Below are 14617 nucleotides of genomic sequence, written 5' to 3' on the forward strand. Positions count from 1 at the left end.
CACACCGTGAGGCTGAACCGCCGTCGGCGTCACACCGTGAGACCGAACCAGGTCGTCTTCCCCTCGCCCGTGGGCGGACGCCCCAGCCGTCGGCGAGGCCGCGTCCGGGCTCCTCGTCCTCGGCCGCCGCACGCGGCTGCGGCAGATGGCGGCTGCGGCCGCTGATCCCGAAGGCGAGGCCGGTGTCCGTCCTTGCGCGGTCCGTGCCGGCCGAGTCCGGCGCCCACGGGGCGGACCTGCCGGTTGTGAGCGTAGGCGTTGCGGTGTTCGGTGGGGTGGGGCGCGGAAGCGGCCGGGGCGAGGAGTTCTACGGGGCAGCCGAGGAGTTCTTCGCCGCGGGTGGCCGAGGAGGCTTCGGTCTGGAGGACCGCGCACCCGGGATCAGCCCGCCGCGGCGGCGCTGTCCGGGCCGGAGGCGGGGAAGACGTCCTCCGGGACGCCGGGGTGTATGTCGAAGGCGCCGGCCAGCCGGGCGTGGCGCAGCACCCGCAGCACCCGGGTGCCGTCGACGACGAGCCGCAGCCGGCCGCCCCGCGCGAGGACGCGGTTGCGCACCCGGCACAGCAGGCCCAGCCCGGAACAGTCGAGGAAGGAGACCGGGCGCAGATCGAGTACGAGATCGGGCCGCGGCCCGGAGGTCAGCGCGTCCAACCGGGGGCCGAGGGCCTGCACCGCGAGGAGGTCGATCTCGCCGTGCAGCCGCACGACGGCCGTTTTGCCGCCCGTGTGTCCGGGGTCCTCCGAGGACGACCCGGACTGCACTTCGTACATGCCACGAGCCAAGCGGAAGGAGCCGGCCCCCGATAGGGCCGTTCGGTCCCGATCGACCGGGGCCGAAAGGGAAGGACGCGGTGTCACCGGGGGGAGACGCACCGAGATCCCCGCGATCGGGGCCGTCCGGCCCGAGCGAATCGCGGGAGGATAGGACAAGCTGTAGAGAAGGGCAATGTCCGCATCCTGCCGGATGTCCGGCCCCACGTCTTCCGAGAGTCCCCGGACCGAGGCCGGCCCGGGGAACAGGAAGGGAGGATCGCCATGAAGGGCTTCGTCTTCCACGGCACCGGACAGGCCGCCTGGGAGGAGGTCCCGGATCCCGACATCAAGGACCCCACCGACGCGATCGTGCGCGTCGACACCGTCACCATCTGCGGGACGGACCTGCACATCCTCAAGGGCGACGTGCCCGAGACGCGCCCCGGTACCGTGCTGGGCCACGAGGCGGTCGGCGAGGTCGTCGAGACCGCCAACGATGTGCACACCGTGGGGCCCGGCGACCGCGTCCTGGTCTCCTGCATCACCGCCTGCGGGAGGTGCGGCTACTGCTGGGAGAGGACGTACGGCCAGTGCCGCGGCGGCGGGGGCTGGATCCTCGGCCACCTGATCGACGGCACCCAGGCCGAATACGTCCGGGTCCCCTACGCGGACCTGTCCCTCCACGCGCTGCCCGGCACCGTGGACAGCAAGGACGCGGTGCTCCTCGCGGACATCTTCCCCACCGCCTACGAGGTGGGGGTGCTCAACGGGCGTGTACGCCCCGGGGACACCGTCGCCGTCGTCGGAGCCGGGCCCATCGGGCTCGCGGCGATCGCCACGGCCCGACTGTTCGCCCCCGAGCGCATCGTCGCCGTGGACGTGGCCGCGACTCGGCTGGACGCCGCGAAGCAGCTCGGCGCCGACGCCCTGGCCGACGCCGGCCAAGCCCCCGAGCAGCTGATCGCGGACCTCACCGACGGGCTCGGCGCCGACGTGGTCATCGAGGCGGTCGGCGCGCCGGAAAGCTTCGAGCTGTGCACACGCATGGTGCGCCCCGGCGGACACGTGGCCAACATCGGCGTCCACGGCAGGCCCGTGACCCTGCACCTCGAGGAACTCTGGAGCAAGGACATCACCCTCACCACCGGTCTGGTCGATACCTACTCCACGCCCACGCTGCTGCGGATGGCGGCCGCCGGCCGGCTGCCCACCTCCTCCCTGATCACCCACACCTTCCCGCTGGACCACATGGAGGAGGCCTACGACGTCTTCGGCCGGGGCGCCGACACCGGCGCACTCAAGGTGGTACTCGGCGGGCAGCAGCACGAAGTCGTCGCCGTACGAGCGGCGTGAGGAGAAGGAGTGACGGGCCATGGCCGTACAGGGATCGTTGAACACAACGGAAGGCCATCCCGCGGGCGCTCTAGGGCGCAGGCTCGCGCTGCGGCGAGAGGAACTCGGTCTGTCCCGGTGCGAAGCGGCCGCCCGGGCGGGCATGGCCCCCAGCTATCTGCAGTACCTGGAGGAGCAGCCCACCGCCGCACCGGGCGTGAGCACGCTGCTCAGGCTGGCCGGAGCGCTCGAGACCACGGTGCTCGAGCTGACCGGCGGCGACGTCGAGCTGCCACCCGGCCTGGGACAGGCCACGGGGCACCCGAAGTTCGCCGAGATGGCCATCCAGGAGTGCCGTGACCTGCTCTCGTCGCACGGTGTGGGACGCCTGGCGGTGCCGACCGTCTCGGGCCCGGAGATCGTCCCCGTGAACTACGGCGTCATCGACGGCGCCGTCGTCTTCAGAACGGCCCCGGGCACCGTGCCGTCCCAGGCGTCCGGCACCCAGGTGGCCTTCGAGGTGGACCGCATCGACGCCGCGTTCAGCCAGGGCTGGAGCGTCCTGGTGCGCGGGCACGCCAGCACGGTGACGGATCCCGACTCCGTACGACGGCTGGAGGAGCAGGCGTCCAGCGAGCCGTGGGCGGGCGGGCAACGGGACCTCTGGATCCGGATCGAGACCCTCAGCATCACCGGGCGGCGCATCACCGTATGACCCGGGTGCGGTGGGTCACCCTGTCCCCGCCTCGACACCACCGGAGGACACCATGCACGGCACCCCGCGCCTCGTGAGCGACGTCATGACCCGCAGGGTCGTCGCGCTGGACCGCGCGGCGACGTTCAAGGACATCGTCAAGGCCATGCGCCGGTGGAACGTCAGCGCCCTGCCCGTGGTGGAGGAGGAGAACAGGGTCGTCGGCGTCGTCTCCGAGGCGGACCTGCTGCGCAAGGAGGAGTACCGCGACAGCGACCATGACCGGCAGTCCCGTCTGGAGCGGCTGTCCGACCTGGTCAAGGCCGGTGCGGTGACCGCCCAGGAGCTGATGACCGCCCCGCCCGTCACCGTCGCCGCCACCGCGACACTCGGCCAGGCAGCCCGGACGATGGCCCGGTCCGGGGTCAAACGGCTCCCCGTCGTCAGCGAGGATGGCGCGCTGCTCGGCATCGTCAGCCGCTCCGACCTGCTCAAGGTGTTCCTGCGGGAGGACGCCGACATCGCCGAGGAGGTCCGCGACGAGATCGTCGCCCACCTGTTCCCTGCCCCGCCCGAGCCGGTCCGTGTGGAGGTGTGCAACGGGGTCGTGAGGCTCACCGGGCGCATCCCGGACACCTCGCTCGTGCCCGTGGTGTCGCGCCTGGTGCGGGGCGTCGAGGGCGTGGTGGACGTGGACTGCGCGCTCGCGGGTCCGCCCCGCCGCCCGGATCTCGACCCCGATCTGCCCGGGGACGACGTGATGCACGGGCACGGGGCCCGGGGCGCCGGAAGCATCCCGTGACAACACCGGCCCGTGACGTCCAGGGGCGTCTCATGGTCGCGGCTCACGCGCGAGGCGGTTTCGGGGTACGGAGAAGACGGTTGCGTGGCACGCGGCAAGAAGGTGACGGCCGATGGCAGCGACAGGACGTATCAGGGGGACGTGGGGGACGGGCGCCTGGCTGTGGCGATGGCGGCGCAATCCGCTGCGGCGCCGCAGCGACCGGCTGGAAGCGTGGCTGGTCCTCGCCATCTGGGCGTTCGTGCTCCTGGCCGGCGTGCTCGGGGGCCGGGCGGCGGCGGGAGTCGTGGACCAGGCACTCGCCGCGCATCGCGCCCGTTCCCACGCGGCCCGGGCCGTCCTGACGCAGGACGCGGACCGGACGCCGGGGGCGCTGTCCCGGTACGGCGACGGCGGCATGTGGGCGAAGGCGCGCTGGAGCGCCTCCGGTTCGCCGCACACGGGTCTGGTCAAGGTCGAGCCCGGCACCAGGGCGGGCACCGCGGTCACCGTGTGGACGGACCCGTCGGGCGAGCTGGTCTCCCTGCCCGCGACCGAGGATCAGGCGCGCGTGCAGGCCCGGGTCGTGGGGACGCTGGCCGGGATGAGCGCCGCGGCCGGGGTGCTGGTCTGCGGACGGCTGCTGCGCGGGCGCCTGGACCGCCGGCGCCTGGAGGCATGGGACCGGGAGTGGGAGTGGATCGGCCCGCAGTGGCGCAGGATGACCGGCTGACACGACCGGCCGGCCCGAGCGGACCGCTGAGCGCAGGCGGGCCGCGTCACTCCCGGTCGGTCCCGGACAGATGGCAGTCCACGTCGACCACGCCCTCGACGGCATGGGCCAGGCGCACCGCCACCGGGATCAGGAGGGTGTCCCGGACCGTGCCGGTGAGCGTGACGACGCCCTCGGTCACCATGACGTGGATGGGCTCGACCGGGGCCGGGAACAGGACGTCGACGACGTCGCGCCGCACCTCGTCGGCGATGTCGTCGTCCGGCCGCAGAAACACCTTGAGGAGGTCCGCCCGGCTGACGACGCCTTCGAGCATGCCCTCGTCGTTGACGACGGGAAGCCGCTTGATCCTGCGCTGGGCCATGATCCGGGCGGCCTGGGCGAGACTGCTGTCCGGGTGGACGGTGATCGCAGGCGAGGACATCAGCTCGCCCGCCGACACCGCGTCCGCCTTGGCCGCCTCGGACAGCCGGTGCGCTTGGGCGTACCGGTCCGGGTCGCGCTCCCGCACCGCCTCCTTGGGGAGCAGATCGGCCTCGGAGACGACACCGACCACGCGGCCCTCGCCCTCCAGCACGGGCAGGGCGCTGACGTTCCACCGGTCCATGAGGTCGACGATGTCCTTGAACGGGGCGTCACGGCCGACGGCGACGACGGCGCGGGTCATCACGTCATCGACCCGCTGCGGACTGCCGGTCACGGTGTCCTCCTCAGTGCTCTCCGCTGCCGTACGGGGCGTAGAGGTCCAGCAGCCGGGTGCGGGCCGCGTGCAGCCGGTGGGCGAGCACACGGCCGACCCAGACGGCGATGGCGCGGCCGAACTCGGGGTCCGCGTCGCACATGGACCGCACGGTCACCGCGTCGAACTCGTAGGCCCGCACCGGGGTCATGGCCTCGGCGCCCAGCTGCCACACATGGGGGGTGAAGTGCCAGGACCAGCCGACCAGTTCACCGTGGCCGAGCGACTCGATGACGGGGGCCCGGCGGCCGGGCACATGAAGGTCCAGCGCCACGGTGCCGGTCCGGACGATCCAGAACCGGTCGGCGTGCCGGCCCTCCTCGAACAGACGGGTTCCCTCCGGGAAGGAGACCTGGCGGGCGAGCTGCATCAGGCGTTCGCGGTGCTCGGCCGGGAGGGCCGCGGTCATGGTGGTGGCAGAGGTCATCGCTCCCTGTCCTTTCAATCCGGTCGCCGGGGGCCGGTGCGCGAGTCCTTCGCGGGGCGCGGCGGCCTCCTCCCGCGCCCTGCGGCAGACCGTGGAATTCCTGTCTTCAGCGTGGTCGTGCACCGCGTACCGCGCCACGGGCCGCCCGGTCCCGGCGGGGGGTCGTTCGGCCCCGGCGCGGGGCCGAACGACCCCGAGGACGTCTGCCGCGCGGTCCGGACGGGGGCGTGTGCTCCTCACGGGGCGCGCGTCCGCGCTCGTCGCCCGGCCCGACCCCGGCCGTCCGGGCCGTCCGGCGGCTCCACCGGCACGCCATGACGAGGCGGGAAGGACCCCATCCGCTTCTCGCGGATCCTGATTGCGTGGTGCACGGCCGGGAGCCGCTGCTCCGCGTCTTTTCCGGGCCCTTCCCGTCTCCTTCAGGACACCACGCGAGCGGCGGAACCGCCAGGGCTGGGCGGCAGGGCCCTACGTCCCCGAAGAAGACCGCGTGGGCCCTGATGCCGAACCGGTCCTTGGTGCGATGGTGATAGGAGACGCTCCGTGCTGCGCACCGCCGCAGCCCGGCGGAAGGCGGTGGAAAGGATGGAACTGCCCCTGGTCGTGGGCGTCGACGGATCGGAGCCCAGTCTCACCGCGGTCGACTGGGCCGTGGACGAGGCGGCGCGGCACGGGCTGCCGCTGCGGCTGGTGTACGCCTCCTTGTGGGAACGCTACGAAGGCGGGTCACCGTCGGGCGACTCCGAGCAGCGGTCCGAGGAGGCGAAGGTGGGCGACGTGGTCGAGGCGGCGGCCGACCGTGCCCGGCGGCGCGATCCCGCGGTGAGGGTCTCCACGGACGTCCTGCCCGAGGACGCGGTGTCCGCGCTCCTGCACGAGAGCCACAGCGCGGCGGCCCTGGTCACCGGATCCCGTGGCCGCGGCGGACTGAAGGGGTTGCTCCTCGGCTCGGTCGGCCTGTCCGTGGCCGCGCGGGCTCACTGTCCCGTGATCGTCGTCCGCGGCGACCGGGCCGGGCTGGCCGGTGCGCACGAACGGATCCTGCTCGGGGCCGGGGACCCCGCCTCGACGGCCGAGGCGGTGCGGTTCGCGTTCCGCGAGGCCGAGGCCCGCGACTGCGTCCTCGATGTCGTACGGGCCTGGCGCCGGCCGGCGCACGAGAGCACCGACCATTCCGCGCCCGCCGGGGTACCGCTACGTCTCCACGAGCAGCGGGCGTCCCTGCTGCTCGACGCCCTGCTGCGCGGCCAGGCGGCCGCCCACCCGGTCGTCCGGGTGCGGCCCGCCACGGCCGAGGGGGCGGCCCGCACGGTGCTGCTGAAGCGCTCCGCGGCGGCCGATCTCGTGATCATCGGCGCGCGGCGCAGGAAGGGCCACCTCGGCCTCCAGCTCGGCCGGGTGGGCCATACGCTGCTGCACCACGCGGAGTGCCCGGTCGCGATCGTGCCGCAGCACGAGTGATTCCACGCTCCCCGCGGCCGCGGTGCCGGGCGCGCCTTTCGCCGGCGTCGTCGGCGTGGGCCGCGCACCGGGACCGGCCGCCGGGCGAGACTGGTGCCGCAACGGTGCCCACGCCGTCGTCCCGACGCCGGATGCCCCACCTGGGAGGAACGCCGCAGTGACGGGCTGGACCTGGCAGTACGAGGGCTACGATCCCCAGGACGAGCGGCTGAGGGAGTCCCTGTGCACGCTGGGCAACGGCTACTTCGCCACCCGTGGGGCCTTCCCCGAGTGCTCCGCGGACCGGGTGCACTACCCGGGCACGTATGTGGCGGGCTGCTACAACCGGCTCACCTCGCACCGGGCGGGGCGCCGGGTCGAGAACGAGGACCTGGTCAACCTCCCGAACTGGCTGCCGCTGCGCTTCCGCCTCGCCGGACAGCGGTGGCTCACCCCGGACACGGGTACCGTGCTCGAGCACCGCCAGGTCCTGCGCCTGTCCGACGGACTGCTGGAGCGCCACACCCGATACGCGCTCGACGGCCGACGCACACTGTCGGTGCGCCAGCAGCGCCTGGTGCACATGGCCGACCCCCATCTCGCCGCCCTGCGCAGCGAGTTCACGGCCGAGGGAGGCGCCGTCGCCCTGGAGGTGGAGGCCGCGCTCGACGGCGGTGTCACCAATGCGGGCGTAGCGCGCTACCGCGAACTCGAGGGCCGCCATCTCACCCACATCCACACCGGCACCCACGCCCCGGACACGGTGTGGCTGCGCTGCCGCACCCGTACCTCCGACATCCGGATCGGCCTGGCGTCCCGGCTCACCGCGGGCGCCCCGGCCACCACCCACCACACCTTCCCCCGCGCCGTCCAGCGCCTGCTGCTCGACCTGGCGCCCGGCCGGACCGTGACCGTGGACAAGACCGTGGCCCTGCACACCTCCCGCGACCCCGCGATCAGCGACCCACTGCGCACCGCGATCGACCGGGTGGGCGCGGCACCCGGCTTCGAGGGGCTGCTCGAAGGACACCGCACCGCCTGGAGGCAACTGTGGCGCCGGGCCGCGCTCGAGGTTCCCGGGGAGGCGGGCCACGTCCTGCGGCTGCACCTCTTCCACGTCCTCCAGACGCTCTCCCCGCACACCGCCGACCTCGATGTGGGCGTGCCCGCCCGGGGCCTGCACGGGGAGGCGTACCGCGGGCATGTCTTCTGGGACGAGCTTTTCGTCCTGCCGTATCTCAACCTGCACTTCCCCGAGGTGTCCCGGGCCCTGCTGCACTACCGCCACCGGCGGCTCGACCGCGCCCGCGCCGCGGCACGCGCGAGCGGCCGGCGCGGCGCGATGTATCCGTGGCAGAGCGGCAGCGACGGGCGCGAGGAGACCCAGGAACTGCACCTCAACCCGCTCTCGGGGCGCTGGCTGCCCGACCACTCCCGGCTCCAGCGGCATGTCGGATCGGCGGTCGCGTACAACGTGTGGCAGTACTGCGAGGCGAGCGGCGACGCCGAGTTCCTGCACACCAAGGGCGCCGAGATGCTGCTGGAGATCGCCCGCTTCTGGGCGGACTCGGCCACGCACGACGAGCGCCTCGGGCGGCACCGCATCCGCGGTGTGGTCGGCCCCGACGAGTACCACGACGCCTACCCCGGCGCCCGGGAACCCGGCCTCGACGACAACGCGTACACCAATGTCACCGCCGCCTGGGTGCTGGAACGCGCTCTGGAGGTACTGCGCCTCCTGCCCGAACCCCGGCGGCGCGAACTGGTCGAGCGCACCGGCCTCGACCGCGGCGAACTCGACCGGTGGGAGGACGTCTCGCGCACGCTGCACCTGCCGTTCCACGACGATGTCATCAGCCAGTTCGACGGCTACGCCGACCTCGCCGAACTCGACTGGGACGGCTACCGCGAGCGCTACGGAGACATCCGGCGCCTCGACCGGATCCTGGAGGCCGAGGGCGACACGGTCAACCGCTACCGGGCGTCCAAGCAGGCCGATGTGCTGATGCTGGGATACCTCTTCTCACCGTCCGAACTCCGGCGCATCTTCGGCCGTCTGGGTCATCGGCTGGACGAGGACCTCTGGCGCCGCACGGTCGACTACTACCTCGCGCGGACCAGCCACGGATCGACGCTCAGCGGCCTGGTCCACGGATGGGTGCTGGCCCGGGCCCGGCGTGCCGGGGCGTGGGCCTTCTGCCAGGAGACCCTGCGGGGTGACATCGCCGACCTCCAGGGCGGGACCACGGGCGAGGGCATCCACCTGGGCGCCATGGCGGGCACCCTCGACCTCGTCCAGCGCGGACTGACCGGACTGGAGACCCGCGGCGGCGCGCTCCGGCTGGACCCCGCGCCGCTGCCGGAACTGTCGTCGTACGAGTTCGCCGTGCGCTACCGGGGTCACTGGGGCGTACGGCTGCGGCTGGAGCGGGGGCGACTGGAGATCACCGTGCCCTCGTCCGACCGCGACCCCATCGACGTCCGGCTGCCGCACCGCGGGGTCTGCGTCCAGCCGGGGGAGACCCGCGAACTGCCGCTCCCGGAGTGAACGGACGATCTCCGCCGGCCGGCGGGAGTGTGCGGTCGCGTGCGGCAGACGGGGCGAGGCGCCCGGGTGCCGAGTGCCGGGGCCGCCCGCAGGGACCGCCGCGCGTTCCCACGGCCTGTCCCGGATGTGATGCGCACCATTTTCACCCATTCGCCCGATGGGTAGGGTGACGCGAATGTCAGCCGACCTGTCCCCCGTCATAGCCGCCACCACACAGTGGCTGCTGCGCTCCTACCCGGGCACCGGTGGAGCCCTGGACGCCGCCCTGGCCGAGGCCCAGGCGTCCCAGGCCGTGATGGTCGCCGCCTGGCTGCGCTACCCCACCGTCTCCGACGCCGCCCTCGTCGCCCTCGTCGGGCCGGGCGGCTCCGCCCGCCTGGACTGGCTCACCGGATCCGACGCGGCGGTCGCCGACGAGAGCGACGCGGGCTGGCGGACCTGGGTGGACGAAGTGGTCGCGAGCTGGGCGGCCACCCTGCTGACCGCCCCGTCCCTCGCCCGGGACGCGGTCGCCGCGCTGGACACCAGCGACCACACGGCGGGCCTGGTGTTCGACTTCCGCAGGCTCACCGATCCCGGCGAGCGGGACCGCCGCGCGGCTCCGCTGCTGCGCCACCCGGACCTGCTGGCCGCGCTCGCCGGACTGCACCGGGACTCCCTGGTGCGCCGGCTGCGTGGCGAACCCGCCGACGAGCGAGCCCGGTCGGGGATGCGGTGACCGGCTGATCCCGACGGCCGCCCGTCACTCGAACCGCGAGGTGTCGCCCGCTCCCTTGCGTACGATCTCCGGCTCATCGCCGGAGAAGTCGATGACCGTCGTCGGCTCCGTACCGCAGTCGCCGGAGTCGACCACGGCGTCCACCATGTGGTCGAGCCGCTCCTTGATCTCCCAGCCCTGGGTCATCGGCTCCTCCTCACCCGGCAGCAGCAGGGTGCTGGACAGGATCGGCTCGCCCAGTTCGGCCAGCAGCGCCTGTGCCACCACGTGGTCGGGAATCCGGACGCCGACCGTCTTCTTCTTGGGATGCAGCAGCCTGCGCGGCACCTCGCGGGTCGCGGGCAGGATGAAGGTGTAGCTGCCCGGCGTCGACGCCTTGATCGCGCGGAACACGTCCTTGTCGACGTGCACGAACTGACCCAGTTGCGCGAAGTCCTGGCACACGAGTGTGAAGTGGTGACGGTCGTCGAGATGGCGGATGGCGCGAATGCGGTCGATGCCGTCGCGGCTGCCCAGCCGGCACCCGAGCGCGAAGCAGGAGTCCGTGGGATAGACCACCAGCGCGCCGTCACGGATGCTGTCGGCGACCTGGCCGATCGCGCGCGGCTGGGGGTTGTCTGGATGAACGTCGTAGTACCTGGCCATCCGCCGAGTCTCGATCACCCGGGGCCGTGCTGTCCATGCGGGGACCCTTCGCCCCCCGCACAGGTCATCCGCGCGGCGCAACGCACCCGCGCTCGCCCCTCCGCCATCCCCCCGGCGGTCCGCGATCGGTTCCCGAGCCGTCAGTCCTTGAGCCGGTCGATCTGCCGGATCCTGTTGGTCGCATCGAGCGCGGCGACCTTGTACGACTCCGCGAGCGTCGGATAGTTGAAGACCGCGTTGATCAGGTAGTCGACCGTGCCGCCGCACCCCATGACCGACTGTCCGATATGGATCAGCTCGGTGGCCCCGGTGCCGAAGCAGTGCACCCCGAGCAGGGTGCGGTCCTCGGGGGAGACCAGCAGCTTGAGCATGCCGTGCGAATCGCCGATGATCTGCCCCCGGGCCAGCTCCCGGTAGCGGGAGATGCCGACCTCGAACGGCACGCGGTCCTCGGTGAGCTGATCCTCCGTCCGCCCGATGAAGCTGATCTCCGGGATGGTGTAGATGCCGATCGGCTGGAGAGCGGTCATCTCGTCCACGGGCTCGCCGCAGGCGTGGTACGCCGCCATACGGCCCTGTTCCATCGAGGTCGCGGCGAGTGCCGGGAAGCCGATCACGTCACCGACGGCGTAGATGTGCCCCACCTCGGTGCGGTAGTGCTCGTCGACCCTGATCCGGCCGCGCGCGTCGGCGGTCAGACCCGCCTTGCCGAGGTCGAGTTCATCGGTCATGCCCTGACGCCCGGCCGAGTACATCACGGCGTCGGCGGGGATCTTCTTGCCGCTCTCCAGGACGGTGAGGGTGCCCTTGGGGTGCCGTTCGACCGCCGCCACGGTCTCCCCGAAGCGGAAGGTCACGGCCAGGTCCCGCAGGTGGTACTTCAGCGACTCGATCACCTCGACGTCGCAGAAGTCGAGCATTCCGGGCCGCTTCTCGACCACCGTGATCTTGCTGCCGAGGGCGGCGAACATGGAGGCGTACTCCATGCCGATCACACCCGCTCCCACGATGACCATCGACCGGGGCACCCGCTCCAGGTCCAGGACGTTGTCCGAGTCGATGATCGACCGGCCGTCGAACTCGACGCTCGCGGGCCGGGCGGGCCGCGTACCGGTGGCGATGATGATGTGCTCGGCGCTCAACAGCCGTTCGTTGCCCGACACTTCGCGTACGGCGACGGTGTGGGGGTCCGTGAACCGTCCCGTCCCCGTGAAGAGCAAGACGTGGTTGCGGGAGAGCTGGCTGCGGATGACATCGACCTCGCGGCCGACGACGTGCCGGGTGCGCGCGGTCAGGTCGGCGACGGTGATGTCCTCTTTGAGCCGGTAGCTCTGCCCGTACAGATCCCGCTGGGTGAGGCCGGTGAGATACAGGACGGCCTCGCGCAGGGTCTTGGAGGGGATGGTGCCGGTGTGGATGGAGACCCCGCCGACCATGTCGGGGTGGTCGACGACGGCGACCCGGCGGCCGAGCTTGGCCGCCGCGATGGCGGCCTTCTGGCCACCCGGTCCGGATCCGATGACGAGCATGTCGAAGTCGGGCACGTCCGGAGTCTGACAGCACCGACCCCTTGGCCGAAAGAGCCGAGTTGGCGGGAAGCCGCCATGACGACTCTGGCAAGTGGACTTCCGAGGAGGGCAGTTGCCCCGTGAGCGGGGCGGCGTCTGCGGCGGTGGCCCTCAGCGGCGGCCGTGCGTGCGCCACCCATGGGCTGGGTGCTCGCCGGGCGCACACACGGACCGCCCGCGGGCGCTAGGCGCCCACCAGGGCCGGCTCCGGCTGCTGCCCGCCCGAGGGCTCCTCCTGGTCCCGCCGCGCGGCCACCGCCGGCAGCGGCAGGGCGCGGGGCAGGGGGCGGGTCTCGCGCAGGCTCGGCGCGGGCGCCACCGGGACGAGGGGGGCACGGTCGCCGGACCGGGCTCGCTGCGAGAACCAGACGATCTTGCCGCCGGTGGCGGTGGCGCAGTAGCCCCAGCCGTTGCTCAGCGCCGCGATCTGCGTCAGACAGCCGCTCGGCGCGTAGTGCGGCCGGATGTCCCGTTCGGCGTCCTGGACCGCGGTGATGAGGTGCTGCCCGTTCCACCACATCTCGATCGTGGTGTTCTTGTCCGCCGCGTGCCGGTCGATCGTGCGCAGGAGCACGTCGGTGCACTGGCATACGGGCTCTACGAGTATCTCGAGGTCCCAGTACCGGAGATGGGCGGCCAGAATCCGCCGGACCTGCCCGATGCGCTCCGGGCTGAGTTCCACGTCGAGGTGGTAGTAGCAGGGTGCTGCGGTCTTCATTGTCGTTGGCTCCTCACCCGCGAAGCTCTCGCTCCTCCTCCGGCCCAGGGGGCCGACCCCGATTACGAAGCGTGAGCACTCATCGCTTCTGAGTCAGTCCCAGAGTGAGAGCACTACTCCATTCGTGCAACACGAAGCACACCCGTGACGGTAGTTCAAGTTTGAACAGGACGCTTTGTGGCGCACCGTGCACCATGGGTGAAGGTCTCGATCGCCGTAACGGATCACCCCCGCTCCGTGCACGGCTTTCGCGCACCCTCCGGACGGTGCCCCCGGGAACCCTCCGGAACCGTGCTCAGTGCCGAGAGTGGGAGGTGACCGCGCCATGCTGAAGCCGGCCAGAGCCGAGGTCGCCCGCCATCTCGAGCGGTACCGGGCCTGGGAGCGACTGATGCTGGCCTCTCCCGACAACCGCGCCGTCCGCGGCAACTTCGAGAGCACCGGCTACACACTGTGCGTGCTGATGGGGAAGCGATGCGCACGCGAGGCCGTCGACGCCGCCGAGCTGTATCTGAACCCCCGTCAGCAGCGAGCCCTGGGCGCTCCGCGTGACCCGTACGGCCCGCGCGACCCCCGCGAACGGCACGATCCGCGAGAACCGCGCGACCCTCGTGAGCGGACCGCACCCGGAAGCTGTCCCGCACCGTCAGCGAACGCCTAGCCGACCTGGTGCGAAGTCCGAAGCGAACACCCCAGAGGCGAACACCCGAGAGGCGAACACCCGAGAGGCGAACACCCGAGAGGCGAACACCCCAGAAGCGAACACCACAGCGCCGGCGCTCACCCCGAATCACGAGAACGGCGGAGGAGGCGAAGTCCATGGAACCGCAGTCCACGCAGCGGGACGCGAACAACCCTGTCACCGGCGGCGTGCGGCCCGTGACCGGGCGCATCCCGATCGTGGACGTGCGGCCCGCCGTCGACGGCGGGAGACATCCGGCCAAGGCGGTGGTGGGTGAGACCTTCCAGGTCACCGCCACGGTCTTCGGCGAAGGGCACGGAGCGATCGGCGCCGACGTCGTGCTCAGGGACCCCGAGGGCCATCCCGGTCCCTGGACGCCGATGCGTGAACTCGAACCCGGATCGGACCGGTGGGGCGCCGAGGTGACCCCGACGTCCACCGGCACCTGGACGTACGCCGTGGAGGCGTGGGCCGATCCGGTCACCACCTGGCGGCGGCACGCACAGATCAAAGTCCCCTCCCGCATCGATGTCGCCCTGGTCCTGGAGGAGGGCGCCGATCTGTACGAGCGGGCCGCCGCCGGAGTGCCGGAGGGACCGCGACGGGAGACGGTCCGGGCGGCCGTCCGCGCCCTGCGCGACGAATCCCGGCCGCCGGTCGCCCGGCTCGCCGCCGCCCTGTCTCCTGAGGTGGATGAGGTGTTGGGGCGGTTTCCGTTGCGGGAGTTGGTGACGTCGTCGGATGCGTTGCCGTTGCTGGTGGAGCGGGAGCGGGCGTTGTTCGGGTCGTGGTACGAGTTCTTTCCGCGGTCGGAGGGGACGGTGGAGCGGCCGCATGGG

At 72.3% G+C, this 14617-nt stretch carries 15 protein-coding genes; 9 read left to right on the forward strand and 6 right to left on the reverse strand.

Features of this window, described 5'->3' with window-relative positions:
* Positions 1-381 precede the first annotated feature (381 nt).
* Entirely contained in the window at positions 382-771 is a 390-nt protein-coding gene (locus tag ACIP94_RS29465) for an STAS domain-containing protein (protein WP_402432151.1), read from the reverse strand.
* Positions 772-1035: 264 nt separating this feature from the next.
* Here ACIP94_RS29465 and ACIP94_RS29470 point away from each other — a divergent pair, with 264 nt between their 5' ends.
* The 4 genes from ACIP94_RS29470 to ACIP94_RS29485 all read left to right on the forward strand — a co-directional run bounded on the left by ACIP94_RS29470 (position 1036) and on the right by ACIP94_RS29485 (position 4293).
* Positions 1036-2106 (forward strand): zinc-dependent alcohol dehydrogenase family protein, encoded by a 1071-nt coding sequence (locus ACIP94_RS29470; RefSeq protein ID WP_402432154.1) that lies wholly within the window; start codon positions 1036-1038, stop codon positions 2104-2106.
* A 19-nt stretch (positions 2107-2125) separates the two neighbouring features.
* Positions 2126-2800, forward strand: a complete 675-nt coding sequence (locus ACIP94_RS29475; RefSeq protein ID WP_402432156.1) for a helix-turn-helix domain-containing protein — start codon at positions 2126-2128, stop codon at positions 2798-2800.
* 52 nt (positions 2801-2852) lie between these two features.
* Complete coding sequence (locus ACIP94_RS29480) at positions 2853-3581, forward strand: CBS domain-containing protein (protein ID WP_402432159.1); 729 nt, start codon at positions 2853-2855, stop codon at positions 3579-3581.
* Between the two features lie 112 nt (positions 3582-3693).
* On the forward strand, positions 3694-4293 hold the full coding sequence (locus tag ACIP94_RS29485) for a hypothetical protein (RefSeq protein WP_402432161.1): 600 nt from the start codon (positions 3694-3696) through the stop codon (positions 4291-4293).
* A gap of 46 nt (positions 4294-4339) precedes the next feature.
* Here the strand turns inward: ACIP94_RS29485 and ACIP94_RS29490 are convergent, their stop codons facing one another.
* The gene (locus ACIP94_RS29490; RefSeq protein ID WP_402432164.1) at positions 4340-4993 is read right to left on the reverse strand and encodes a CBS domain-containing protein; all 654 of its coding nucleotides are present in this window, start codon (positions 4991-4993) and stop codon (positions 4340-4342) included.
* A gap of 10 nt (positions 4994-5003) precedes the next feature.
* A complete protein-coding gene (locus tag ACIP94_RS29495) occupies positions 5004-5459 on the reverse strand; it encodes a Crp/Fnr family transcriptional regulator (protein ID WP_402432167.1) in 456 nt (151 codons plus the stop codon).
* A gap of 585 nt (positions 5460-6044) precedes the next feature.
* On the opposite strand from ACIP94_RS29495, the gene ACIP94_RS29500 reads away from it, so the two are divergent.
* The 3 genes from ACIP94_RS29500 (at position 6045) to ACIP94_RS29510 (ending at position 10165) form a co-directional block, all read left to right on the forward strand.
* Entirely contained in the window at positions 6045-6920 is an 876-nt protein-coding gene (locus ACIP94_RS29500) for a universal stress protein (RefSeq protein ID WP_402432220.1), read from the forward strand.
* A 157-nt stretch (positions 6921-7077) separates the two neighbouring features.
* Entirely contained in the window at positions 7078-9447 is a 2370-nt protein-coding gene (locus ACIP94_RS29505; RefSeq protein ID WP_402432170.1) for a glycoside hydrolase family 65 protein, read from the forward strand.
* A gap of 175 nt (positions 9448-9622) precedes the next feature.
* Entirely contained in the window at positions 9623-10165 is a 543-nt protein-coding gene (locus ACIP94_RS29510; protein WP_402432173.1) for a hypothetical protein, read from the forward strand.
* A gap of 24 nt (positions 10166-10189) precedes the next feature.
* Here ACIP94_RS29510 and ACIP94_RS29515 read toward each other — a convergent pair whose 3' ends face one another.
* The 3 genes from ACIP94_RS29515 to ACIP94_RS29525 form a co-directional block, all read right to left on the reverse strand.
* Positions 10190-10810 (reverse strand): L-threonylcarbamoyladenylate synthase, encoded by a 621-nt coding sequence (locus ACIP94_RS29515; RefSeq protein WP_402432176.1) that lies wholly within the window; start codon positions 10808-10810, stop codon positions 10190-10192.
* Between the two features lie 140 nt (positions 10811-10950).
* Positions 10951-12354 carry a Si-specific NAD(P)(+) transhydrogenase gene (sthA, locus tag ACIP94_RS29520; protein WP_402432179.1) on the reverse strand — a complete coding sequence of 468 codons (1404 nt, stop codon included), beginning with the start codon at positions 12352-12354 and terminating at the stop codon, positions 10951-10953.
* A 208-nt stretch (positions 12355-12562) separates the two neighbouring features.
* Entirely contained in the window at positions 12563-13096 is a 534-nt protein-coding gene (locus ACIP94_RS29525) for a pep a2 (RefSeq protein WP_402432182.1), read from the reverse strand.
* A gap of 325 nt (positions 13097-13421) precedes the next feature.
* On the opposite strand from ACIP94_RS29525, the gene ACIP94_RS29530 reads away from it, so the two are divergent.
* A complete protein-coding gene (locus ACIP94_RS29530) occupies positions 13422-13757 on the forward strand; it encodes a DUF5133 domain-containing protein (protein ID WP_402432185.1) in 336 nt (111 codons plus the stop codon).
* Between the two features lie 158 nt (positions 13758-13915).
* A partial coding sequence (locus ACIP94_RS29535) for a maltotransferase domain-containing protein (protein WP_402432188.1) occupies positions 13916-14617 on the forward strand: 702 nt, incomplete at its 3' end.

The organism is Streptomyces sp. NPDC093261, from assembly GCF_044753645.1.
GTDB lineage: Bacteria > Actinomycetota > Actinomycetes > Streptomycetales > Streptomycetaceae > Streptomyces.

Bases quoted from the DNA above. Each gene is read 5' to 3' on its own strand.
- ACIP94_RS29515 (WP_402432176.1), bottom strand. From the start codon at position 10,810: ATGGCCAGGTACTACGACGTTCATCCAGACAACCCCCAGCCGCGCGCG.
- ACIP94_RS29480 (WP_402432159.1), top strand. From the start codon at position 2,853: ATGCACGGCACCCCGCGCCTCGTGAGCGACGTCATGACCCGCAGGGTC.
- ACIP94_RS29470 (WP_402432154.1), top strand. From the start codon at position 1,036: ATGAAGGGCTTCGTCTTCCACGGCACCGGACAGGCCGCCTGGGAGGAG.
- ACIP94_RS29495 (WP_402432167.1), bottom strand. From the start codon at position 5,459: ATGACCTCTGCCACCACCATGACCGCGGCCCTCCCGGCCGAGCACCGC.
- ACIP94_RS29500 (WP_402432220.1), top strand. From the start codon at position 6,045: ATGGAACTGCCCCTGGTCGTGGGCGTCGACGGATCGGAGCCCAGTCTC.
- ACIP94_RS29465 (WP_402432151.1), bottom strand. From the start codon at position 771: ATGTACGAAGTGCAGTCCGGGTCGTCCTCGGAGGACCCCGGACACACG.
- ACIP94_RS29510 (WP_402432173.1), top strand. From the start codon at position 9,623: ATGTCAGCCGACCTGTCCCCCGTCATAGCCGCCACCACACAGTGGCTG.
- ACIP94_RS29525 (WP_402432182.1), bottom strand. From the start codon at position 13,096: ATGAAGACCGCAGCACCCTGCTACTACCACCTCGACGTGGAACTCAGC.
- ACIP94_RS29475 (WP_402432156.1), top strand. From the start codon at position 2,126: ATGGCCGTACAGGGATCGTTGAACACAACGGAAGGCCATCCCGCGGGC.
- ACIP94_RS29530 (WP_402432185.1), top strand. From the start codon at position 13,422: ATGCTGAAGCCGGCCAGAGCCGAGGTCGCCCGCCATCTCGAGCGGTAC.
- ACIP94_RS29485 (WP_402432161.1), top strand. From the start codon at position 3,694: ATGGCAGCGACAGGACGTATCAGGGGGACGTGGGGGACGGGCGCCTGG.